Annotated in this window: 19 protein-coding genes; 3 read left to right on the forward strand and 16 right to left on the reverse strand. The window is 62.3% G+C overall.

Annotated elements, in window-relative coordinates; translation table 11 throughout:
- Positions 1-8 precede the first annotated feature (8 nt).
- The gene (locus ACYVGK_RS13095; protein ID WP_460734347.1) at positions 9-1526 is read left to right on the forward strand and encodes a flippase; all 1518 of its coding nucleotides are present in this window, start codon (positions 9-11) and stop codon (positions 1524-1526) included.
- Between the two features lie 132 nt (positions 1527-1658).
- On the forward strand, positions 1659-2270 hold the full coding sequence (locus ACYVGK_RS13100; protein ID WP_460734349.1) for a YdcF family protein: 612 nt from the start codon (positions 1659-1661) through the stop codon (positions 2268-2270).
- Between the two features lie 63 nt (positions 2271-2333).
- Here ACYVGK_RS13100 and ACYVGK_RS13105 read toward each other — a convergent pair whose 3' ends face one another.
- The 12 genes from ACYVGK_RS13105 to ACYVGK_RS13160 all read right to left on the reverse strand — a co-directional run bounded on the left by ACYVGK_RS13105 (position 2334) and on the right by ACYVGK_RS13160 (position 18192).
- Positions 2334-4580 (reverse strand): choice-of-anchor Q domain-containing protein, encoded by a 2247-nt coding sequence (locus ACYVGK_RS13105; RefSeq protein ID WP_460734351.1) that lies wholly within the window; start codon positions 4578-4580, stop codon positions 2334-2336.
- A 392-nt stretch (positions 4581-4972) separates the two neighbouring features.
- Positions 4973-6382: a hypothetical protein gene (locus ACYVGK_RS13110; RefSeq protein ID WP_460734353.1), complete on the reverse strand. Its 1410-nt coding sequence runs from the start codon at positions 6380-6382 to the stop codon at positions 4973-4975.
- 196 nt (positions 6383-6578) lie between these two features.
- Complete coding sequence (locus tag ACYVGK_RS13115) at positions 6579-7787, reverse strand: O-antigen ligase family protein (RefSeq protein ID WP_460734355.1); 1209 nt, start codon at positions 7785-7787, stop codon at positions 6579-6581.
- Positions 7788-7919: 132 nt separating this feature from the next.
- Entirely contained in the window at positions 7920-9077 is a 1158-nt protein-coding gene (locus ACYVGK_RS13120) for a glycosyltransferase (protein ID WP_460734357.1), read from the reverse strand.
- Positions 9070-10290 carry a glycosyltransferase gene (locus ACYVGK_RS13125; protein WP_460734359.1) on the reverse strand — a complete coding sequence of 407 codons (1221 nt, stop codon included), beginning with the start codon at positions 10288-10290 and terminating at the stop codon, positions 9070-9072. The genes ACYVGK_RS13120 and ACYVGK_RS13125 overlap by 8 nt, the downstream gene beginning before the upstream one ends.
- Positions 10291-10404: 114 nt before the next feature.
- On the reverse strand, positions 10405-11541 hold the full coding sequence (locus tag ACYVGK_RS13130; RefSeq protein WP_460734361.1) for a glycosyltransferase family 2 protein: 1137 nt from the start codon (positions 11539-11541) through the stop codon (positions 10405-10407).
- A 15-nt stretch (positions 11542-11556) separates the two neighbouring features.
- A complete protein-coding gene (locus ACYVGK_RS13135) occupies positions 11557-12846 on the reverse strand; it encodes a hypothetical protein (RefSeq protein ID WP_460734363.1) in 1290 nt (429 codons plus the stop codon).
- Between the two features lie 31 nt (positions 12847-12877).
- On the reverse strand, positions 12878-13624 hold the full coding sequence (locus ACYVGK_RS13140) for a P-loop NTPase family protein (RefSeq protein ID WP_460734365.1): 747 nt from the start codon (positions 13622-13624) through the stop codon (positions 12878-12880).
- Positions 13621-15141 (reverse strand): XrtA system polysaccharide chain length determinant, encoded by a 1521-nt coding sequence (locus tag ACYVGK_RS13145; protein ID WP_460734367.1) that lies wholly within the window; start codon positions 15139-15141, stop codon positions 13621-13623. Before ACYVGK_RS13145 ends, ACYVGK_RS13140 begins: the two co-directional genes overlap by 4 nt.
- A 65-nt stretch (positions 15142-15206) precedes the next feature.
- Entirely contained in the window at positions 15207-15821 is a 615-nt protein-coding gene (locus ACYVGK_RS13150; RefSeq protein WP_460734369.1) for an XrtA/PEP-CTERM system exopolysaccharide export protein, read from the reverse strand.
- 83 nt (positions 15822-15904) lie between these two features.
- Positions 15905-16915, reverse strand: a complete 1011-nt coding sequence (locus ACYVGK_RS13155; RefSeq protein WP_460734371.1) for an NAD-dependent epimerase — start codon at positions 16913-16915, stop codon at positions 15905-15907.
- The gene (locus ACYVGK_RS13160; protein WP_460734454.1) at positions 16915-18192 is read right to left on the reverse strand and encodes a nucleotide sugar dehydrogenase; all 1278 of its coding nucleotides are present in this window, start codon (positions 18190-18192) and stop codon (positions 16915-16917) included. Before ACYVGK_RS13160 ends, ACYVGK_RS13155 begins: the two co-directional genes overlap by 1 nt.
- Positions 18193-18410: 218 nt before the next feature.
- On the opposite strand from ACYVGK_RS13160, the gene galE reads away from it, so the two are divergent.
- Positions 18411-19505 (forward strand): UDP-glucose 4-epimerase GalE, encoded by a 1095-nt coding sequence (gene galE, locus ACYVGK_RS13165; protein WP_460734456.1) that lies wholly within the window; start codon positions 18411-18413, stop codon positions 19503-19505.
- A gap of 184 nt (positions 19506-19689) precedes the next feature.
- Here galE and ACYVGK_RS13170 read toward each other — a convergent pair whose 3' ends face one another.
- The 4 genes from ACYVGK_RS13170 to ACYVGK_RS13185 are packed head-to-tail and all read right to left on the reverse strand — an operon-like array spanning position 19690 to position 24543.
- Positions 19690-20715: a GGDEF domain-containing response regulator gene (locus ACYVGK_RS13170; protein ID WP_460734373.1), complete on the reverse strand. Its 1026-nt coding sequence runs from the start codon at positions 20713-20715 to the stop codon at positions 19690-19692.
- On the reverse strand, positions 20712-21731 hold the full coding sequence (cheB, locus tag ACYVGK_RS13175; protein WP_460734375.1) for a chemotaxis-specific protein-glutamate methyltransferase CheB: 1020 nt from the start codon (positions 21729-21731) through the stop codon (positions 20712-20714). The genes ACYVGK_RS13170 and cheB overlap by 4 nt, the downstream gene beginning before the upstream one ends.
- Positions 21728-23959 carry a hybrid sensor histidine kinase/response regulator gene (locus tag ACYVGK_RS13180; RefSeq protein ID WP_460734377.1) on the reverse strand — a complete coding sequence of 744 codons (2232 nt, stop codon included), beginning with the start codon at positions 23957-23959 and terminating at the stop codon, positions 21728-21730. Before ACYVGK_RS13180 ends, cheB begins: the two co-directional genes overlap by 4 nt.
- Positions 23956-24543: a chemotaxis protein CheW gene (locus tag ACYVGK_RS13185; RefSeq protein WP_460734379.1), complete on the reverse strand. Its 588-nt coding sequence runs from the start codon at positions 24541-24543 to the stop codon at positions 23956-23958. The genes ACYVGK_RS13180 and ACYVGK_RS13185 overlap by 4 nt, the downstream gene beginning before the upstream one ends.

Here is a 24543-nt window from a genome sequence, read left to right on the forward strand (position 1 = left end):
GTCAAGGAATGAGCACTCAGGCAGAGATCGCAACCGACAACGAACGGGGCGCACACGCCGAGTCGCATGTGCGTACAGACATTGCCACACACTACCTGCGCTATTCGATTTCGAATGGCTTGGTAATGCTGCTCGGGTTCATTTCGTTCCCGATCCTGGCGCGATTTCTCGACAACACCCAGTTCGGCATCCTCAGGTACTACGACACCCTGATGCTGCTCGGGGTTGCGCTGGTCAAGTTCGGCGCGCCACACGCGATCGTGCGCTTCTATCCATATGGCGATCCGCGGGGAATGCGCGACTTCGGGACCAACATGGTCCTGCTGCCACTGCTAATGTCCGTGTCGATATGGGCATTGGCCATCATCTGCCTGATGCTCTGGAGTTGGACGGGCGAGGGTACGTTCACGCCCCTGTTCTGGTGCGCCGCGGTCATGGTTCCGATGCTGGCCGCGACGAACATCGTGCAGATGGTGGTGCGCGCCAGCGAACGGTCCGACATCCTCATGACCACGCGGGTCATTGCGCGCATGCTCGAGCTGGTGCTCGTACTGGGCGCGGTGATCCTGGTGCAGCACAGCGCGCTCGCCGTCTACGGAGGAAAGCTCGTCGCGGCCGCGCTGCTGTTGGGGTGGCTGTTCCATTGGATGTATCGCAACGTCCAGGTGTCGCGTGATGCTGTCGATTGGACCGTATTTCGCGAGGGGCTGATCTACGGCTTTCCACTGATGGCCAACGAGCTGGCTTACAGTGTTCTGGCGAATCTCGACCGGGTTCTGCTCAAGCACATCACGGGCGACTTCGCCGCGGTGGGCATCTACTCGATCGGCTATTCGCTGGCCATGCAGTTGAATGTATTCATAAGCGCCACGTTGTCCGAGGCCTTCACGCCTGTGGTGATGCGCGCCTATGAAACGGGCGGCAACGATGCGGTGCGTGCACTCAAGGAACGCGTGCTGTTGCCGATGACCTACGCGGTGGTGGCGTTGATTGCAATGCTGCTGGTGGCGGGTCAGGACCTGATGGTTGCTCTGGCCGGACGCGAGAAGGCAGCATCGGGCGAAGTCTTCATCATTGTCGGGATCACGGTATCGGCCTATGCACTGTTCGCCATTGCGAACTATGGCCTGCAATTGAAGAAGCGAACGATCCAAGTGTTGTTCATCACCTTGGGGGCGGCGCTGCTCAATGTTGCGATTAACTTCACCCTCATTCCGCGGTTGGGCTACATCGGAGCAGCATGGGCGACAGCGATCAGCTATGCCGCCCTAACCATCTCCCAGTTCCTGGTTTGTCCCCATGGCCTGGCCAAGCTGCCCAATGCGCGCGCAACGCTGATTGCGTTGGGCTGCGCCACGACACTGGTGGTGGTTGCGACGCAGACCGGCCATTTTGGCCTGCAGAGTACCTGGGGCCGCTTGGGCGTCTCAGGGGGGCTGTTCCTGCTTCTCTACGCACTGCCGGTGCTGACGTTTGATTCCACGTTGCGTGGCATGGTCATGGCGCTCGTAAACCGGTTGCGGTGATCCGTGGCTTGGCTGCTGTCACCGCTAGCATGGTTGTTGTTTGCCGGCGTCTTCCTTTCATGGGCCTGTTTCCGGCATCGGACGTGGACGATCGTCGTCGGTGTGTTGTTGGCAGCAGTGTCACTCGGTGCGATGACGCCCCTGGGATCCAACGCGTTGGCTCGATCGCTGGAGCGCCCCTTCCTTGGCGCCGATGGTTGCGCCGAAGATGCACCGTCCGTAGCAGTCGTCCTCGGCGGAGGTGTCGACGGAAGACCGCGCGGCAACAATGATTTCTCCGTGCTCAACCTCGCCAGTCGCCGTCGCGTCGATCGTGCGATCGCCTGGTGGCGCGGTGGTGAGCACCGCGTGTTGCTGCTGCAGGGCGGCGCGCCGAACCCCGGCCTGCCGCCACTGGCGGAGCTGATGTCAGCTTATGCGCAGCGTCAGGGCGTTCCGGCGGCTGCGCTTCGGCTCGAAACCCACTCGGTCGATACCTGGGGCAATGCGGTACGTGCCGCGGAACTCTCCCCCTCGATCCCAAGGCGTGTGGTGCTGGTGACTTCGCTGATCCACATGCGGCGCGCACGGGAAGCATTTGTCGACAATGGATTCGAGGTTTGCCCATTGGGTACCGACATTCGCCGACTGCCATCGAGGATTCCATGGGCGCTGGTTCCCAGGACCAGCGCATTGGCCAATGCGGAAGTCGCTCTGCACGAATGGTCGGGCCTGATTTACTACCGCTGGAAGAGCAAGCGGTAAGCATCGGACGAGCAAAAAGAAAGGGCCCCGGAATTCCGGGGCCCTTGGCTTTTGGCGGATCGCTTAGTTGACCGAGAACGAAGTGGTCGCGACCTTGGTCATGCTGCCGCTGGTCGCCGTGGCGCTCAGCTGGTAGGTGCCGATCGAGCTCGGACCCGTGCCGGACACGAAAGACACGCGGGCATAGCCGTTGCTGTCGGTCGTGCCGGTGAGCTTCACGCTGTTGACCTTGTTCGGCTTCAGGGCGGTGAAGTTCACGCTGGCGCCGGCAACCGCAGCACCGTTGAGCGTCACGCGGGCGGTCATGGTGACCGTCTCGCCCGCCGTGTAGCTCGACTTGCTCGTGCTGATCGTTTCGGCAAGCGAAGGCGCAGCAACCGAGTAGTAGTTCGCGATACTCGCCGTGTGCAGGCTGCCCGCGCTGCTGCTGGTGCCCGCACCGACGCTGTAGCGGCCGGCGGCGGCATTGGCCGGCGCGGTCACGTCGAGAGCCACACCACCCGTCACGCCCGGAGCGAGCACGATCGAGGTCGACGAGAGCGTGCCGGTCCAGCCCGACGGGATGCTACGGGCCAGAGCGAACGTGGTGTTGCCGCAACCAGCGCTGTCCTTGTTGGTGACGCGGAAGACGTAGCCAAGCTTGGTGCCAGCAGCGACCGAACTCGTGGTCGGGGCCTGCAGCTCGATCGCGGGAGCGGCGCGAGTGCAGGTCGACGGAGTCGGGGTCGGAGTCGGAGTCGGGGTCGGAGTCGGAGTCGGAGTCGGAGTCGGAGTGGTGCCGGCGCCCGCACCGTACTCGTACGCACCCACGTCGTTGGCGGCGCCGGTCGGACGCGCACCCATCACGAAGTCGGTCGTCACTGCGCTGATCATCGGCGCCTTGTCGATGACCGGGCTGCCAGCCTTCGGCTCCGCGTCGAACGAAGCGAGCGCCATGTTGGTCAGCGTCGGGTTCTGCGTGCAGGTGCTGCCCGATGCGCAGGAGCGCACGTTCCAGCCCATGTTGCCGGAGAAGCTCTTCACCGCCGGGGCGCTGCCCGCGGCCATCGACGTGTTGGTCGAGGTGTTGGCGTAGTACGGGAAGCCGACCACCAGGTTGTTCTGGACGTACACCTTGTCGGTCGACGTGCCTTCGCCGTAAGCGATCTGTGCGTCGCCTTCGCCGGCGATGGTGTTGTGACGCACGGTCGCGACGTCGTTACCGGTGAGGATCAGCAGCAGCGAGCTGCCGTACGCACGGCACAGGTCGCCTTCGGTCATGTAGAACTTGCCGCGGAAGTAGGTGCACTGACCCACCAGCACCGAGTTCTCGATCGTGGAGTTGCCCTTGATCTTGACCTGGTTGCCCGCATTGGCGACCGAGTAGATGCGACGCAGCGTCACCTTCGTGGTGTCGGCGCCGTCCATGTAACGCATGTCGAGGCCGTCGGAGGTGTTGTGGTGGATGAAGGCATCTTCGACCAGCCAGGTACCGGCGGTGTCGACCGTGCCGAAGCCGTCGCCATAGCCACCGGTCTGCTGCGCCCAGCACGCCCACGGCTCGCCGGTCGAGACCTTCTCGCCGCAGCCGTTCCAGGCGATTTCGAGGTTGCGCAGGGTCATGTTGCCGGAGTTCGAACCGCCGGTGCCGATGTTGCCGTCCCAGCCGGCGGCGCCGTTCTTGTTGATCTTGAAGCGCTCGATGGTCCAGTTGCTCAGGCCACCGGCGTTCACGCCGTTCTTGGCCATGCCGTGGATGTTGACGTCATGCACCCAGACATTGTTCGAGGCACGGGCATAGAGGCCCACTCGCGCCCAAGGCATCGAGCTGGTGCACGCCGCCGCCGCCTGCGAATGGTTGTAAACGCAGTCGCTGTTGTCGGTGACTTCGAGGTTGCCGAGTTCGACGTTCGAGCTGCCGTCGAGGTTGAGCACGCGGTGGATGCCACCGATGCCGATCAGCTTAGGCGCGGTGCTGCCGTTGCCGAGGATGCGGGTCTTGGCGGACGAAGTGCCGCTCGGAACCGACTGCATATAGCCGCCGCTACCGATCTGGTAGGAACCAGCACCGATCAGCAGGGTATCGCCACCGGCAATCCGGGCCGAACCCGAATTCGGAAGCGCGATATTGGGATTCTTCCAGGCGCAATTCTGGGCGGTGCCGCTGCCCGGATAGGCAGCATCGGCGCGGCCGTTGCACTGGGTGCCATCACCGCCATCGGTACGGACGTAGTACGTCGCCGCTTGCGCGGAACCAATGGCAGCAAGACCGAGGGAGAGGGAGACGAAAAGCTTGGACAGCTTGCGGCTGTTGGTGAGGGACAAAGACATCTGGCGCAACTCCATAAGACCAATGGGGGATTGGCCAGGAGCTCCCTCCCTTGGCCGAGGGCGGACTCTACGGAGGGGGTCTGAGGGGGTTTGTGCGACTCGCCACACTTCGGTCCCGCATGGCGTGGCAGCGCGCGTATGGCGCGCTTAAGAACTTCGATCAGCTCGGATTATTCAGCTGGAAGTTCAGGAGGTGAAAATCATGAATAGGGAAATCCCTATTCATGATTCCTCGCGTCCGCGCGTGTGCGCGCGAAGGATAGCCTTAATGCGCAGGAATAGCGGGTCGCGAAAATTTGACGTACGTCACGAATTGACTGTGCTGGCGGAAACCGTGCCAACTTTCAGTCGAGACCGGATTTGAAGAAGCCGCAGTCGCGGCAGAGGCACGCCTATTCAGCGGCCTTGGACTTGCGGTCGCACGACAGGGCGCCAAACCTGCCGAGTGCCGGACTTCCCTTGAGCGGCCTGGCATCGAACGATGCGAGGCTCATGTTGGTCAGCTTCGGATCTGCCTTGCAGTTCGTATTCGAAGGACAGTCCCTCACGCTCCACGCCATGTTGTCGGCAAAGCGCTTGGTCGCCGTGCTCTTTCCCGCGTTGAAGGCGGAGAGCGAGTTGGAACTTCGGAAATACGGAAACCCGATCACCAGGTTGTCCTCGATGACGATGCGGTCCGAAGCATCGCCTTCGCTATGCCCGATCTGCGCGGCGCCTTCGCCCGCGATCGTGTTGTGGCGAACGATGGCCGTATCGTTGCCGGTCATCACCAGTTGCAATGTGCTGCCATCGGCACGGCAAAGATCCTTGTCGAGCATGAAGAACCGGTTCTTGAAGTAGCTGCAATAGCCCACGAGCACGGAGTTCTCGATCAGCGCGTTTCCCTTGACCTTGACCTGATTGCCCGCGTTGGCCACGGCGTGGATGCGGCGCAGGGTAACGTTCGTGGAATCGGTGCCATCCATGTAACGCAGGTCGAGGCCATCCGACGTGTTGTGGTGAAAGTAGCCGTCCTCGATCAGCCAGCGTCCGCCGGTGTCGGTGGTGCCGAAGCCATCGCCATAGCCACCGGCCTGCTGCGCCCAGCATGCCCAGGGCTCCCCGCTGGCAACACGTTCGCCGCAACCATTCCAGGCAACTTCGATCCCACTGAATGTCATCCGGCCGGAATTCGAGCCATTGTCTCCGACGTTTCCATCCCAACCCGCGCGACCATTCTTATTGAGCTTGATTCGTTCCACCGTCCAATCGTGCAGATCGCCTGCGTTGATTCCGCGCGCGGCCAGCCCGTGAATATTCAGGTCATGCAGCCAGACATTGCCGGATGCGCGGGCATACAGGCCCACGCGCGCCCATTGCATGGCACTGGTGCACGCGACGCGTGGATCGGAATGCTTGTAGATGCAGTCGCTGTTGTCCGTGATCTCGAGATTGCCGATCTCGACATTGGAACTGCCTTCCAGACTCAGCACGTTATGTATCCCGGCAACGCCCAGCAATTTCGGTATGGCTCCTGGTTTGCCGAGAATGCGGGTAGGGGCTGCTGGACTGGGTCCGCCGGGGATCGGTTGCATTTCCCCAAGATCCCCAATCGGGTATGTGCCTGCGCCGATCACCAGGATGTCGCCACCGGCGATGCGCGGCAGGCCCGAGGTTGGCAGGGCAATGCCGGGATGCTTCCACGCGCAGGCGCGAGCGCTACCCGTGCCCGGATACGCCGCATCCGCGCGACCGGTGCACTGCCTGGCATCGCCACCGTCGACACGCACGTAATAGGTGGCCGCGTCGCGCGACGCTGTCATCGAGACCGGTATGGCTGAAGCGGTCAGCCGTTCCGTCGGGCACGAATTCGCGGGTGGGCCCGCGTAATCGGCGTGAATGGAGAAGCTGACCAGCACGACCGCAGCTGGCAGATACCGCGCGCATGCCGCAAACGAACCCGCAAGCCGCACCGAGCGCGACGCTCTGACGCCTGCCCGGCGCGAATCGGATAGAACCTCAGTGCCGTGCATCCCTGGTCAAGCCAGGCAGTGCCCGCGCGGCGAGCGGAAATCGATGTCCAAGCGGCACTGCGTTCCGGTGCTCCGTATTTTCGGCCACGACCTGTACGGCATGCGTCTTGAGATTGCCGTAGCGCTCCATGAGTCCGCAGAGGATCCAGAAATTGGACATGATCAGGCTGTCGAAGAAGGGGCTCCCGTAGAGGTTTCCCAACGCCATCGAGATGATGGCCAGCGTGAATCCGCGTTCCAATGCCTGATCCGCGGATTGCGCGGCGCTGGAGCGACGGAGCCAACGCGCCAGCCGCGCCAGCCGCCAGAAGACCCAAAGCAGCGCCAGCAATCCCAGCGGCCCGCATTCGGCCAGGGTCAACAGGAAGCCGTTGTGCGCGTCCTTGCCGGCGTAGTTGGTATAGCTGCCGATGTGATCGTTGAACCTGCCCAATCCCACGCCATTGGGATGATCGCGCAGCATCTGCAGCGTTCCGCTCCAGATTACGAAGCGGCTGGCCGTGCTCGGATCCAGCACCATTTCCCCGGTCCCGTCCGACTGTTCCGTCTGCTCAACACGGTCGATCACACTCCTGGGCACGAACGTGATCGCGGCGACCCCCAGGACCACCGCGGCAAGCAGCGCCACGGGAATGCTGCGCCAGATCAACAGGATCATGACCCCGAACAACGCAATCAGGTACGCCTGCCGCGAAAAAGTCAGGAGGATCGCAGTGGCCAGGATCAGGCTGCCTGCGATTGCCGCAAGGCGCACGGTGCCTTTCTGGCGAGGTTGCAGCGCCAATGCCACCAGGAACGGCAGGAACATCGCAAAGAAGATGCCGGCGCGATTGGCCATCTTCAGCTCGCCAAACGGGCCGGTTGCCCGCTGCGTTTCCGAGAACGTGCCCAGGTCAAAACTGGCCCCTTGGTATAGGGCCTCCAATCCGGCTCCAATCGCGACGACTAGGACGAGGACGATGAGTTGACGGGTGCGTTTGAGATCCAGGCCGCAGTGCAGGTAGGCGAGGTAGAGGAATGGAAACAGCAGCGCGACCTTGCCTTCGCGTACGTCCTTGTCCAATCGGGATATGTCGTGCCACTGCGCTGCGACGAAGCCGACCAGCATGGCCAGGAACAACGCCACGAGCGGCGCGGTCATGAAGCCCCTTCGTGCCAGATTGCCTGGGTCGCGATCGCCCAGCAGCATCGCCATGATCAGCAGTGCGGCCGAAGCCGCGACACTGATATCCGCGGGCAGGTGTGCCGTGTTCGGCAGCAGGATGATGGGGATGGCGTAGATCAGGCGCATTGAGTCAGTTCGCTATGGTCATCCGGGTGTTCGTGTTCACTTGCCCGCTCCATGCACCAGGATGTGAGTATCCGACGGCGTGGGATGAAGACAGCGTTCATAGACCTGCGACGTGGCCGACACGAGCGCGGCCTGGCTATGGTTCTTTTCCACATGCAGCCGGGCTGCCTGTGCGAGCGCTGCACGCAATGTCGGGTCGCAAATGCGTTCGATCGTCTTCGCAAGCGCACTGGCATCGTCGCTCGGAAACAACAGGCCGGTGCGGCCGTCGTCGATCAATTCGGCGCTGCCGCCAACCGCGGAGGCAATGACCGGGCAACGTGCCGCCATGGCTTCGAGCAACGCATTGGACAGCCCCTCAAAATGCGATGGCAGGACCAGGAAATCCGCAGCCTGCATCAGCTGTGTGGCGTCCGGCCGTTCGCCGAGGAATTGCACGTCGGACGCCACGCCGCATTCCACCGCCAATTGCTGGAGCGCCTCACGCAGCGGTCCATCACCGACGAGAGCCATCTGCGGGCGTTGCGCGGGCTCGAGCAGTGACAAGGCCCGTATCAGGCAAGCCAGATTCTTGACAGGAACCAGGCGTCCTACGAACAGGCCCAGCAGACGCTGATCAGGAACGCCGATCGCAGCCCGGATGTTGCCGCGATGTCCGGTATCGATCGGCGCCGGTAGCTCGACGTCGTTTGTGATGGTGGTGAACAGCGACTCAGGCATGCCGGTTCGCTGCGCCGTCGATCGCGCGCCCGAGCTCGAATTGGCGATCACAGCCGCACAGCGGCCGAGCACCAGGCGCTTGAGTCGCCAGTACCAATCGGGCCGGTCGCGCCGCTGCGAACTGCGTTCGGAGGCCACTAGCGTCGGCCGGCGGCCGGCAAGGAAGCTGGCCGGCAGCGTCCACAGCTCCGCCGTCAGCGAGTAGGCGTGCACTAGAGCGTAATTGCGTTCTCGCAACAGCCGCGCGTAATCGAACAGAAACCGCAGATCGATCCGGCTTCGCTTGGGCAGGTAGTGCACGGGAATTCCGCTATCGCGAACTGCCTCGACCAGGAACGAGTCGCAACGGAAATAGGCCAGCTCCGGTTCCCAGCGCTGGCGGTCTAGCCCGGCAAGCAGATGTTGGACCTGGCGCTGGCTGCCGCCGATCTCCATGCTGTCGATCACGACCAATACGCGCTTGCGCTCAGCCATGGCACGCGCTTCCGAAATGTTTGAGCAGCCGGCCTGCTTCGATGCGAACGTCGAAGTCGCGTTCGACTTTGCGTCGTCCCGCGATGGCGAATGCCTCGCATTGGCCTGGATCCTGGAGAAGTTCCTCGATCGCGGTGGCGAGTGCGCTCACGTCGCCTGCCGGAACCAGACATCCATTCACCCCGTCCTCGACCAGTTCCGGTATTCCGGATATGCGCGTGCTGATTACGGGCAATCCGGTCGCCATGGATTCCATCAGGACGTTGGGAATTCCGTCCGACTGGCCATTGGGGGCGACGACGCATGGCAATACCATCAGCGTGGATTCGCCCATGTGCCGGACCACCGCGCTTTGTGGCATCGCTCCGGGGAGTTCCACTGCTGACTCCAGGTCGAGTGCGGCCCGCAGCTTCTCCAGTCGTTCCCGTTCCGGCCCCTCGCCGATGATGGTGCAGCTGACCTCGATGCCGCGCGTGCGCAGTTGTGCCAGTGCAGCCAACAGAAGGTCGAAGCCCTTCATCGGCACGAGCCGGCCAACGGAAAGCAGCTTGCTTGATGGGCGGCCGCCTCGCACGAAGGTCAGTTCAGGCAGGTTGAGCGCCGAATGAACTACTTCGACTGGAATCGCTCCCGGACTGGGCATCCAGCGCGCCATGTAGCGCCGGTTGTACTCGGTGATGGTGACCGCCAGCGCTGCGTTCGCCAGCTTGCGAGTCATCATGTGGTCGTCAATGAAGATGTCGTGCGCGCGACTGGTGAAGCTGAAGGGTCGGTCGAGTAGCCGCGACAGCAACCACGCGACGGTCGCCGGATAGGTGGCCCATGGCGCATGAACGAGCTCTGGTGCGAATCCACGCATTTCGTCGATACGTCCCACCGCACGGAGAATCGCAACCAGGCTCTTTGCCAGGATCACCGGCCGACGCCACAACTCGGACAGCATGGTTGCCAGGAATCCCAGCGTGATGAGCGGTCGACGTAGCAGGGTTGTGATGCCGGCCAGTAACGTTCTTCCATGGCCAACGGGATACCAAACGCGATCGACCATCGCGGTAGCCTGCGGCTGCACGATTCGCTCCGCAGGGATCTTTAGCGAAAGGATCCTAACGTCCACGCCACTATCCATCAGTGCGCGTATCTCGCGGACGATGAATGTTTCCGACAGGCCTGGGAACTGGGACAACACATACAGGACACGGCTTGGCGCAGTCATTGTGGCAGCGTCCGTCCAGGCGTTTCCCGCGGCGTCATCCTGGCGCGACAACCGCGACCCGGTTGTCGTATCGGAAGTGCGCAGTTGGGCAGGATGGACGACCATTGCGTGCTCCTAGCGCAAGGGCGTCCAGGTCACCATGCGTTCCCCTTGAAGGAATCGGAACAGGCTGACCGCAGATGCCAGATTTGTGAGCAGGAAGTAGTAGGGCTTGGATAGCAGGCGCGAATTTCCCATTTCGCGCAGCGGGGTGAATCCGATCGCCCCGGAAAGCAACAATGCCAGTTGCATGAACAGCAGCCACAGGTATTCCCCCTGCAGCGCGAGCACGACATTGGCCGCGAACGCGATCAGCCAGAAAACGGGCGACAGGTAACGAAGCAGCTTGTGCGACCACAGTTGCAACGCAAAGACGCCGAAGCGGAACGGATTGAGGAACCGCTTCTGCGCCGCCAGCGCCACCAGGCTTCGCACACCCACACGCACGCGCATCGAGAGTTCGCGGTCGGGCCGATCCAGTGTGTCTTCGTAGCACACGGCTTCGGGTTCGAGCACGGTCCGCAACCCTTGTTCCCGCACCACCATGGCCGTCACGAAGTCGCTGATCAGCTCCGGCGATATGGGGCGGTATGTCTCGCGGCGCAGTGCATACAGGCAGCCTGAGACGCCGATGAGCGAGCCCAGCGAGCTCTCGGCCATTCGCAACATGATCTCGTAACCCCAATAGGAGGTTCCGCCTTGCCCAGTAGCTTCATCGCGCTGCGCGATATACGCGAGCCGGCCAGCCACGCAGCCCACCGAGGCATCGCTGAAATTCGCGGTCATCGCGTGCAGGGCATGCGGTTCGATGAGGGTGGTCGCATCGGTGAACAGTAGGATGTCGCTGGACGCGACTTCGGCCGCGGCATTCTGGCAGGCGGTCTTTCCGCGCCGTCCTTCGACCCGCAGCAAACGGACGTTCGACGCCTCGAATTCGGTAACGATGCGGTCGGTGGCGTCGCTGGAAGCATCCGACGTCACGATTACCTGCAACCGGTCTGCGGGGTACTCGAGATCGAGCACGTTTCGCAGTTTTTGGGCGATGTGCTTCTCTTCGTTGTATGCCGCGATGACTACGGTCACGGTGGGAAACTGCGTCGCCTTGGCGACCGGGCGCGGACGCAGACGCGCTATCGCGATCGCAAGTGCTGGATAGCCCACGTAGATGTATGCCAGCAGGAAGAGCGCGCACCAGAGCAATGTTTCGGACATCTACGTAGCTCCGTTTCAGCGCTTCCACCAGATCGTCAGGTAGACGGCCTTTTCCTTGTACTCGGGATCTGGCTGATTGGAATCGCGGTCGTTCCTGAGCACCGAAGCGCGCCAGCCCAGGTGCCTTGTGCGCTGTTGCTCGATTCCGAGGGAGTAAACGTGGTCGTGGTCCTTCTGGCCGGTATCGAAATAGCGCTGACGCTCCATGCCACTAAAAGCCAGCGTCGTCAGGGGATTGAGTCGATAGCCGATCTGGAACGCGACGGATCGCTCCGTGCGGTTATTGGTGAACGTGTCGATGTAGTCGAGGGTGCGATACCGGGGGCGCACGCGGTAGTTGAACCGCTCGCCGGTGGCACGGTAGTCGAGCTCGAAATCCTTCTGGCGATAGACGCCACCGCTCACCAGAGACGACGACGAATCCACCAGGTCTGGAGCAAGGGATTCGTCAGGATCGCTCAGCCGGACGATCAGGTCCTGGACCTCGTCCGCGAACTGCCGCCGCCCGCGGAAGCGAAGGCGGGTATCCGGATTGATGTCCCACTGGAACACGCCGCGAACAAGGGAGTAGGTAACGTCGCCGGCCGAGCGTCTATTCAATCGCGACCCCCCCAGGTCCAGCTGGTAGAGGGTCTTGCGCATGTGGTGCTCATAACTCCCGAAGACATCATGCCGGGTGTAATCGATCGCTGTCAGGTCGTCGAAGTTGACGCGGGTTGAAGTCAGATGAACCGATGCATTCGACGTCGGGCTCAAATCATGCTGCAGTACGGCCGCGGCGCTGTAGCGCTTTCCATCGAACCCCTGAGCTACTTCGGCATACGTATCGGCAGCCCGGAGGTCGAGCTGGAGACGGGTGGCATCGCTGAAATGGGCATAGAAGCTCGGACCGCCGAGAAATATATTGACGTTCTGCAGGTTGCCCGGGTATCGCCCGTCGCGGAAGTTGATCGACTCCTCGCTGAGATAGTCCTCCAGCACTATGTTCATGCGGTTGGGGAAGACCGACCAGTTCAGCTGACCGGCGAACCGGCTGCGGGTCTCGTCATCGAAGCGGGTGTCGGAATAGTGGCGTCGCTCAACCTCGCCGCGTGCCTTGATCCTGACAGCGGAACCTTCCTCGCTGAAGTCGAACTTCACGCGAGGAATCAGCACGGACTCCGGAGCCTCGTTGTCCTCGCTGAGATTGATGTTGTCGCTGTGGAGATGCGTCAGCTCGATCTGGTAATTGAGCCTGGCGGCCTGGGCATCATCGACGGCCATGACTGCGAACAGCGCGAGTGACAGGGCCGCCGGCCTCAGCATTCGCGTGAGTACAGGAGGGCGATCCTTGCGCTCAGGCATTTTCATTGAAGACCACGCCGGCGAATTTACGTGGGTCGAAGTTGCCTGCAGCGGTGGCGATTTCTGCCGATGTATTCCGGCCGTATCCGGCGACCAGAACGACAACGTCGGCGAGTTCGGACAGCATGCGCGCATCGGGGGCTCCCAGGGCAGGCGGACTGTCGAGGAAAATGTAGCGATCCGAGTAGCTGCTGCGCAGAGAGTCGAGCAGCAGCCGCATGCGGAAAGATGCGAAGTGTTCGGATTCCATGTCGCCGTAGGTTGAACGCCCGGCAGGGATCAGCTTGAGGCGCGGGATGCCGGTGCTGTACATCATGCTGTCGACTTCGGCTTCCGGATCTTCCAGATAATTGATCAGGCCGCCATGCGAGGCATCGATCCTCATTTCGCGGTCCTGTACCGGGTGACGCAGGTTGCAGTCGATCAGCAGGGAGGTCTTGGACTGGTCGAACGTCACCGACAGGGCCAGGTTGCGCGCGACGAAGCTGCCACCGCAGCCGTCGCTCACAGGAGCAATCAAAGTGATGAAATTCTCGTTGGAGATCGCCATCAAACGCGTGCGCAGGTCGCGGAAGGAATCGACCAGCGGTCGGTTCGCACCGTCCAGATAGGGGATGATCGCCCGGTCGGCCAGCTGCCCCGGCGTCAGTGCAGTCGTCTCACTGCGGCGTACCACGCTGCGGTGTTCCGCTGCCATCTTGGCCAGTGCGTCCTCTGCGGACTGGTTGAAATCGTTCATAGCACGTCCATCATTTTCAGCAGCAGTACCACGCCGTAGGTCACCGGTACTGCGGCGATCAATATCGAACCCAGTCGTAGCTGTCGGGCACGATGCTCGGACTGGGCACGCGAGATGTGCAAGGGAATGGTTGCGAGCACGGGCAGGCCGGCTTCCCGCTCGATCTGCAGCGGAACCCGGACGCGCGGATCGTGTTTGACCAGGATGGAGAGCAGCAGGCAGGGAATGAAGATCGCCACTGCCAGGCCAGCGACCGCAAAATGCATCAAGCGCAGGCCCGAAGGCAGCAGCGGCATGGAAGCGGGTTCCTGGATCTGGAAGCCGAGGCTGCGGCCGTCTGCGTCGAGATGCATGGATACGCGCGCGTTCTCGCGCCGCTTGAGCAAATCCTCGTACATTTCCTTGTTGACGTCGTGGGCGCGCGTGAGCGCCGTCGTCTCGCCACTGTTCTCCATGATCTGGCGGCTGCGCTCGTACTCTTCGCGCAGCAGCGCCTGTGCGGTGGCGACGCGGGAAGCTGCCGCGGCGCCTTGACGGCGGACCTCGGATAGCTGGCTGCGCAGTTGTTCGTAGACAGGATTCATCGTGGGTGTCGCTCCCGGCGACACGGAGCCGGTGACGCTACCGCTTCGCATCTGTCGCTGCAGATCCTGGATCTGGTTGCGAACCCGAACGACATCCGGGTGCTGGTCGGTGTAGCTCAACAACAAGCGACTGTATTCCGCCTGCAGACTGCCGAGCTGTACATTGGCCTGGCTGGCACGCGAGATCGTCGTGATCTGGCTCTCTCTCGACAGCATGCCAATCAGCTGATGCTCCTGAGCCCCCACGTCAGCCAGATCCATGCTGGCGTTGTCGGCGGTCCTGCGCAGCTCCGCGATGCGGGCAGCAACATCGGTATCTACGCCGGAAACTGCATCGGGATTGGCGATCTGATACTGCTGGAGTTTCCGGTCGGCTTCCGCGAGGGCCTTCTGATATTGGTCGACCTGGGCGTCAATGAATTGATAGGCGGACTGGCTCGCGCGTGCGCGTGAATCCAGGACCTGTTCGATCAGCGCCTCCGAATAGCGCTTGGTGATCTCATACGCCCGCTTGGGGTCGGAGTCGGTGTAGTTGATCTTCACCAGGCTCAACTTGGGATCCGATGAGCGCACCTGAGTACGCTCGGTGACCGTGATTTCCGTGCGATCCATGATCCCGTTTAGCAACTTTTCCTTCTGCAGCGGGCTGAGATCAGAAGGTGACCAACCACCTGCCTTCAGCACCTCCTCCATGACCCGGTGACCGAAAAGCACGTCGCGCGCGATCACCGCACGAGATGCGTCGTTCGGTGCAGCGGTCCGGCCCTCCATCAGCGGGGTGATCGTTGCGTTGTCTTGCACGAGCACGGTCGCGGATGACTCGTACGTCGGCGGGGTCAGCAACCCCCAAACCAGGAAGATGATCGCGATGGCTGCGAAGGTCGTTGCCAGCGGCAACAGGTAGCGACGGAACTCCTTCCGCGCAATGCCCAACAGCGAGAGCGTCGGCAGACGGTCCGCTGCTGGGCCTGGCAGACTGAGTTGCCGATACGAGCTATTCACAGGACGCGCTCCGGCACCGTGATCACGTCACCGGGTGCGACCTTGTAGTTGGTGCTGAGGTTGCCGTTCACGAGGATGTCATTGAGCTGGACCCCATAGGCCTCCGCGCCGCCTGTCGACTTGCGATGCAGGCTGGAGCGATTGGGTGCCGCGAACTCGGTCACCCCTCCGGCAGCGAGTACGGCGTCGAGCACGGTCATACCCTGGCGGTAGGGAATCGAGACCGGCTGGCGTACGGCTCCGGTGACCCGGACGCGCGACAGGTACTCGTGGCTGCGCAGTTCAGTCAGGATTACCGTGACCTGGGCATCGCGCACGTAGGCGCCGAGTTTTTCCTGCAGGTCCTTGGCGACCGCGTCAGGCGTGCGGCCACCGGCCACGACGTCGCCGACGAGCGGCACCGAAATCTTGCCGTCAGGACGCACGGGCGCGGTGATACCCAGCTCGGGATTTCGCCATACCGACACCTGGACCATGTCGTCGACGCCGATCAGGTAGTCCTCGGCCGGTGCCGGGGCGGGCGGATCGCCCGATGCGACGGTGCCTGACGAAGCGCAACCGGCGAACAGCAGGGGTAGGCACAAAGCCCGAAGGACAGATGCGAAGCGCATGGCGATTCTCCAATTGACCCCTCTTGAACAACGCCGTGTGCCCGGGCACCCGGCCATGAAATAGGCCTCGCAGCGCGGGCGATTCAGCTGCCGTGGTACTGCAGGTACCAGTCGACAAAACGCGCAACGCCCACCTCGATCGGTGTCGATGGCGAATAGCCGACATCCCGGCTCAGGGCCGCCACATCAGCCCAGGTATCAGGCACGTCGCCGGGCTGCATCGGCAGCAAACGGCGCTCGGATTTGCGCCCCAGGCAGTCCTCGAGCACCTCGATGTAGCGCAGCAGCTGCACCGGCTGGTGATTGCCGATGTTGTAGAGCCGGTAGGGCGCCCGCGACGTCGCGGGTGACAGCTCGGCCGAGCTTTCGTCATCGTCGGCAGGCGCGGGAATGCGGTCGAGCGTGCGCATCACGCCCTCGACGATGTCGTCGATGTACGTGAAGTCGCGGCTGTGCTGGCCATGATTGAAGACTTCGATCGGCTGCCCGGCCAGGATCCGGCGCGTGAACAGGAAGAGCGCCATATCTGGCCTTCCCCAAGGTCCATACACCGTGAAGAAGCGCAAGCCGGTCGTGGGCAGTCCGAACAGATGGCTGTACGTATGGGCCATCAGTTCGTTGGCCTTCTTGGTCGCGGCGTACAGGCTCACCGGGTGGTCGACGTTGTCATCCACCGAGAACGGCAGCTTGCGATTGGCGCCATAGACCGAACTCGAGGATGCGTAGACAAGATGTTCGACATTGCGATGGCGACACTCTTCCAGGATGTTCAGGAACCCGGTGATGTTGCTGTCGACATATGCATGCGGGTTGTCCAACGAGTAACGGACGCCGGCCTGCGCGGCGAGGTTGACCACTCGTTGCGGAACGAACGTTGCAAAGGCCTCGCCCAGCGCTGCTCGATCTTCGAGTGAACCCTGGACGAAACTGAAATTGGAGTAGGGCATCAGTCGCGCCAGGCGCGCCTGCTTCAACCTTGGGTCGTAGTAGGCGTTGAGGTTGTCGAAACCACAGACCTCATCCCCGCGCGCGAGCAGGACTTCGGAAAGCCTCGCGCCGATGAATCCCGCTGCACCGGTCACCAGGACGCGCATCACAGACAGCCGTCGACGGCGGCACGAGGTAATGCACGCTTTACGTCGAAAAGGATGGCATCCGGTACGCCGAACCCGCGAATCCGCTCGGCGCCCATGTCCACGAATTCCCGGTGCGCAACAGCAAGGACGACTGCGTCGTAGTTCCCGGAATCGGGCTTTTCGATCAGTTCGACGCCGTATTCTGAAAAGGCGTGGGCGGGACTGACCCAAGGGTCATGCACGTCAACGTGGGTGTTGTAGCAGCGCAATTCACGGATGATGTCGACCACTTTGGTGTTGCGCAGATCCGGGCAGTTCTCCTTGAAGGCAAGACCAAGGATCAGGACGCGGGAACGCGTCATGTCCTGGTTTCGCTTCCGCATCAGCTTCACCACACGACGCGCGACATGGCTGCCCATCCCGTCGTTGATGCGCCGTCCCGCCAGGATCATGTCCGCATGAAAGCCGATCTGCTGAGCTTTGTGCGTGAGGTAGTACGGATCCACACCTATGCAGTGGCCTCCGACCAAGCCGGGACGGAACGGCAGGAAGTTCCACTTGGTGCCTGCGGCCTCGAGCACTTCATGGGTGTCGATGTCGAGTCGGTGGAAGATCAGCGCCAGCTCGTTGATCAGGGCAATGTTGACATCACGCTGGATGTTCTCGATGACCTTGGCGGCTTCGGCTACGCGAATGCTGGATGCCTTGTGCGTGCCGGCCTTGATGATCTCGCCGTACAACGCGTCGACCAGCGCGGCCGCTTCAGGCGTCGAGCCGGAAGTCACCTTGGTGATCGTTTCGAGTCGATGGTGCGGATCGCCGGGATTGATGCGCTCAGGACTGTAGCCGGCGTAGAAATCCTGGTTGAAAGTCAGCTTCGACTCGCGCTCCACGATGGGCACGCAGACTTCCTCGGTCGCACCGGGGTACACGGTGGATTCGTACACGACCAGGCCGCCGGTTCGTATCGCGCGCCCGACGGTCCGGCTGGCGGATTCGAGCGGACGCAGGTCGGGGCGTTTGTACTCATCGATGGGTGTGGGCACGGTGACGATGAAAACATTGCACCCAACCAGTGCCGCGGGGTCGTGGCTGAATTCCAGCAGGTTCGCCTCGCGCAGCGCCTCGGACGATACTTCGCGGGTGTGATCGTGATGGGCCCTGAGTTCGGCCACTCGCGTCGCGTCGATATCGAAGCCGACGGTCGGAAAACGCTTGCCGAATGCGGCAGCCAAAGGGAGTCCGACATAGCCCAGGCCGAGGATCGCGACGCGGACCTGATCCAGCGCGGACAACGGGGCAGTGGTTGCCAAAGCAGACCTCCCTCTGGTCTTGAGCGATGCACTCTCCTGGCATCGACTCAATGGCTAACGCCAACCGCTTGAAATCGAGGACAAATCGCCGCGGGGAGGGCGTAAGGAGGGAAATGGACGCTCAAGGCTTCATTCCGCGTTCTCCTTGAAACTAGGCCACAGGCTCGGAGACGACGGCTGATATGACGGTGCCGGCTTCCATGTCCATCCTCGTGTGCGGTGGCGCCGGTTATATCGGCAGCCATACCTGTGTCGCTCTCTGCGAGCAGGGCCATCGTGTCGTCATTGCAGACAATTTCACCAACAGTTCACAGCGCGTGCTACTGCGGCTGCAGCGCATTACCGGTGCCCCCGTGGAATGCGAGCGGGTGGATTTGCGAAGCAAGACCGGGCTTGCCCGGCTATTCGTTCGGCATCGTTTCGATGCTGTCGTCCATTTCGCGGCTCTGAAGGCGGTGGGCGAGTCCTGCGCAAAGCCGCTGGCCTATTTCGACAACAACATCTGCGGGACGATCAACCTGCTACGGGCCATGCAGGAAGCTGGGATCAACCACCTCGTCTTCAGCTCGTCGGCCACCGTGTATGGCGACCCAACCTCCATTCCGGTAGATGAACAGGCACCTCTGCACGCAACAAACCCGTATGGCCGCACCAAGCTGGTCATGGAGCAGGTCATCGACGACGTGTGCCGGGCGCATCCTTCGTTCCACGCGGCCAACCTGCGCTACTTCAATCCGGTCGGCGCGCATCCGTCGGGACTTATCGGTGAAGATCCAACCGGCGTTCCGAACAATCTGATGCCCTACATCTGTCAGGTCGCCGCGGGGCGGCGCGACAAGCTGAATGTCTTTGGCGGTGACTATCCCACGCCCGATGGCACCGGCGTGCGGGACTACATCCATGTAACCGATCTCGCCCAGGCCCATGTGGTCGCGCTGGAGTATCTGGTGCGTGAAGGTGCGAACCTCACAGTGAATCTGGGTACCGGGCGCGGCACCAGCGTGCTGGAATTGCTGCGTGCGTTCGAAGCGGCGTCCGGGCAAAGCATTCCGTACGAAATCGTGGCGCGCCGTCCAGGCGACGCGGCCCAGGTCTATGCGGATCCCGCACTCGCGCAGCGGTTGCTCGGCTGGAGGGCCCGACTCGGCGTGGATGCGATGTGTCGGGACGCCTGGCGGTGGCAGTCGATGAATCCAAACGGGTACGAGCGCGGGAGGCTGCAGGTGCAGCCTCGCAGCCGCCCCGCAGCCCAAGCCCAATGGCATCGCCCGGGTTCGGTGCCGCCCCCTCCGTAGGAAGCCCAACTCAGCTTTGTGAAGCCGGACACCGCCGTTCCTGGAGCGGTTAACCCCATGTCGGCGGGTCGATCCAGTTGCGCCTGCTTCTCGCCGCCGCCCTCGTGTTCACAGTCCGCCGAGGAGCCGGAATCGGACGCCACTGCGCACCATGAACACAACCTTCCGCGCGAAGAAAAACGGCTCAGTCCTGGTCACTCAGGCGATAGGCTGAGCGGTTCTTGCCTGCGCGCTTGGCCTCGTAAAGAGCCTCATCCGCGATCGCCAGAAGCGGAGCATAGGAAGTGCCCCGGCAGGGTGTCGCGGTTGCGACGCCGATGCTGACAGTGACGCACACGGCCTTGGTTCCCTGGCGCGGAATGGCAAGCTCACGGACATTCGTGCAGATCTGATCGGCTACGCGTTGCGCGCCTTCCGGTGACGTGGCGGGAAGCACCAGGAGGAATTCCTCGCCGCCATAACGCGCCGCGACGTCTGCCGGACGTTGCGCACTGTGCTGGATGACCCGGGCTACGGAGCGCAGGACTTCATCGCCGGCGAGATGTCCATAGTTGTCGTTATAGAGCTTGAAATCGTCGACATCGATCATGAGGAGCGAAAAATCGGTCTGTTCTCTTACCGCGCGACGCCACTCCGCATCCATGTAGGCATCGACATAGCGGCGATTGTTCAACCCGGTAAGGCCGTCGACGTCGCTGAGGCGTCGCAGGGCTTCATTCATCTCGACCAGCTGCTTCTGCTGTTCGCTCAAGGCGCGGTACGCGGCGTCTCTCTCGACCATGTTCAGATATGACTGCGAATGATGGCGAATGCGCGCGACCAGTTCGATCGGCTCCGGAAGCTTCACCAGATAGTCGGCGGCACCGGTAGCAAACGCCTGGCTCTTGACCGCGGCATCCTCCTTGCTGGAAAGAACCAGGACCGGGACATCGCGCAGCACGGGGTTTGTCCTGTACAGATGCACCAGGGTCATGCCGTCGACATCCGGCATGATCAGGTCTTGCATGATCACCGTAGGCCGTAACGCTTCCGCCATGGGAATGGCTTCGCCGGCCACGCTGCAATAGTGGAATTCGATGTCGCTCTGATTGGCGAGGGAGCGCCGTACCGCCTCGCCGATGATCGGCTGATCATCGACCAGCAGAACGACAAGTCGGCGTTCGCCGAACAGATCCGGAGGAAGGGCGCTAGCAGAGAGGGGCTTGATCATGAGGAGATGTTCCTGATATCGCCGACCAGAACCTGGAGCCGCGATGCGATGCGGCCAATTGGAAGAATATCTATCGCCGCCCCCAGCTCCGCAGCGGCCTTGGGCATTCCGTAGACAGCACTGGTCGCCTTATCCTGGGCGATCGTGTGGTGGCCCTTCTGCCTGAGTGTATGCAGGCCGGCGGCGCCGTCGCGTCCCATGCCGGTCAGCAATACGCCAACTATCTGGCCTGACCATGCTTTGGTAATGCTCTCGAAGAACACGTCGACGGAAGGGCGATAGGAGAGTTCGACCGGCTCTTCCGTGTAATCCAGATCGCCATCTGGTTTCATCACGAGATGCTCGTTGGTGGCGGCCAGGAGAACCGTGCCCGCCAAGGGTCGATCCCCGGGCTTGGCGACATGCACGGGAACGTGCGAGTACCGATTCAACCAGTCGGCCATGCTGCCGGCGAATTTCTCGTCGATGTGCTGGACCACCACGATTGCCGCAGGAAACGACACGGGCAAGCCGCTGAGAACCTGCGCGATGGCCGCGGGACCGCCGGCGGACGCGCCTATCGCCACCAGGCCCCTCGCCGTGGCATGCCGCACTGGGAGTCTTCGTATGTGCTTGAGGCCGGAGGTGTTGATCAGTCGTTCGATCAGATCGATCTTGTCGAGCAGCTCCGAGATTCCATCGCTGGTGTTGGAGCCGAGAGCGGGAACGTCGGTTGCGTCGATCGCGCCGTAACCCATGGCTTCGAACACGAGCGAAGCGTTGCTTCCTACGCTCGCGGTAACGACCAGCACCGCGCACGGATTCCTGTCCATGATCTGACGGGTCGCCTCGACACCATCCATCACCGGCATCAGCAGATCCATCAATATCAGGTCCGGCGTTTCGTTCGCACAGCGGGCCACGGCGTCCCTGCCATTGGCGGCGGTCCAGATCACCTTGTGCTCAGGGCGCTGGCTCAACGCGCGGCGCAGGGCTTCCACCGCGATAGCGAGATCGTTGACGATTCCGATCTTCATGCGGGAGCCTCGCCGATGAGGTCGATCACGGCCTGTAGCAGCGCTTCCTCATGGAAGCCGCCTTTGGTCAGATAGAAATCGGCACCCGCGTCCAGGCCACGACGGCGGTCCTCCTCGCGGTCCTTGTAGGAAACGATCATCACGGGAAGGGAGCGCAATCGCGCATCGCCTTTGATGAGGGATACGAGCTCGATCCCGTTCATGCGCGGCATATCGATGTCGGTCACTACCAGGTCAAACTGCCCAAGGCGCACGGCATTCCATCCATCCATTCCATCCACGGCGACCTCCACGGCGTAGCCGCCGCTCTCGATCAGCTTGCGTTCGAGCTCCCGCACGGTCAATGAGTCGTCCACTACCAGGACTCGCTTGCGAGCTGCCACTTCCTTGCCATCGTCGTAGCGAACCTGAGCAAGGCGACCAGTGGAGACAAGACGTTCGACCGAACGCAGCATGTCCTCGACATCGATGATCAGGAGTGGAGCGCCATCGTCGAGCAGCGCCCCAGCGCTGATGTCCTTGACCTTGCCCAGGCGCGGATCCAGCGGTTGCACGACGAGTTCGCTTACGCCGCGAAAGCGATCGATGGCCAGGGCATATTCATGGCTCCGGTCATGGTCGCTCACTACGACGACGTGCAGTTGTTCGGGTGCCGTCATTGCGTCGGAGCCCTCGAGCACCTGCTGGGCGGACACCAGTCCAACCTGACGTCCGTTCAGGTCGAAGTGCTGGCGGCCCTCCAGCCAACGGACATCGTCACGCGGCACGGTTGTAGTGCACACGATGTGTGCGAGGGGAAACGCGTATGACTCGCCGCCAATGTCAACGATGAGTGCGCGCAGCACCGACGTCGTCAGCGGTAGGTGCAACTGGAACCTGGTGCCTTGTCCCCGTTTCGAATAGATCCGAACGCTGCCGCGCAGCTGCTTGACCATGTTCTGCACGGCGTCGAGTCCAACGCCGCGGCCGGATATCTCCGTGACGACGCGGCGCCCGGTGAATCCGGGAAGGAACAGGAACTCCAGCAGCTCCGCTTCGGTGAAGCGCTGAGCGGTCTGGTCGTCGGACAATCCCCGCGACACCACGATCTGGCGAATTTGCTCCAGATCGATGCCTTGACCGTCGTCTTCGATGTTGACTTCGAGGAGTCCTGATACGTGATGGGCCTCGACGCGGATCGTGCCCTCGGCGGGCTTACTGGCCGCGATGCGTTGGATTGGAGGCTCAATGCCATGGTCGATGGCATTGCGCAGCAAATGGCCCAGTGGAGCTTCCAGCTTCGCGAGGACATCGCGATCCACTGGGGTCTTGGCGCCAACGATTTCCAGCTTCACATCCTTGCCCAGTTCACGAGCCAGGTCGCGAACCATTCTCTTGGCGCCACGCGTGCCGTCGCCGAAGGGACGCATGTGACTGGTAAGCACTTCCTGGTAGAGGCGGTGCGCAACTCCTGCTATCCGGCGCTCGAACATGTCCAGTTGTGAAACACGATCGTTGAACAGCTGCTGCCCTTCAGCGATCGCCGCCCGAGCCTGGCCAAGCAGTTCGGCGGCTTGATGGTCGCTCGCGAGTGCGGGCACGTGCTCGGACAGCCTGTCCAACGCTTTCATGGAGCGACGCTGCAACACCTTCATATTGGCAAGCGACCGCACGAAGGGATCCAACCAACGCGATTCGACCAGCGATTCGCCGGCAAGACCCAATAGCCGGTTCAGGCTGCTCGCCGCGATGCGTAGGACGCGCTCTTCGCCATCGACAGTTTCGTTCGCGGTCGTATCGCCTACGGCTTGTGGTATCGCATCGGCGGCGGGCGTCGCTCCGTTTGCAAGTGCGGCTGCCAGCGCCGCACGGAAGCTTGCGCTCTCAGGCGCGTCATCGCGCATCCACTCCGCGGCGTCGGCGGCCGGGGTTTCCGCTATGCGACTAAGCAGGTCCACGCCGCTCAGCAGGACGTCGACAATCGAGTTGCTTAGGATGATGCGCCCGTGTTGCGCGTCCACAAGACAGTCTTCCATCGCATGCGCAATCGCAACGGCTGCGGTCAGCCCTACGATGCGCGCAGCACCCTTGAGCGAATGCGCGGCGCGCATGCACGACTCGAGTTCGGCGGCTGACGTGGGTTCTCGTTCCAACACCAGCAAACCATCGGTAAACGACGGTCGCTGCCCCTCGACTTCCATCCGGAACAGGTCATGCAGGGAAAAGTCGTGGAGGTTCTCGGTGCTCATCCCAGTCGCCTGTTGATGGCATGGACGACAAGCTCGCCATCGAGCAGGCCCACGCGGTGGTCACCCCACGCCAGTACGCCCGTGGTGAAGGTGGATATCGAGTGGGCGACGGTTGAAGGCACCTGCTTCACGGCTTTCGGGTCGTAGCGATGCGATCCATGCACCTCATCGACTTCGAAGGCGAGCCGTTGACCTTGGGACGCGATGACCACCAGGCGCCGGCCGAGCGGACCTGCGTGACCACGCACCGGCTTGGCGGCTTCGAGTTGGAACAGCGGCTCCAGGGCGATGCATATCGTCAATTGGCCCGTCACGTTCACCAGTCCGCGCACTACACCTTCGCGCCGGTGCGGCAGCGAATGGAGCGGGCGACGTTCAACCACTTCGTCGATCAGGCTCGTCGCCAAGCCGAGCCATTCCGCTCCGAGCCGAAAGATGAATGTGGACGCGCTCAACAGCGCCAGGTCGGGAGCCTTGCGTGCAACCTGCGCAGTGGTACTGCGCAGGTCCGATGCGTCCATCGCGCGATCCAGCAACGCGGCGACCGCGGTGGCTGCCTTGACGGGAGAATTGGATTTGTCCAT

Source organism: Lysobacter tyrosinilyticus (assembly GCF_054779815.1).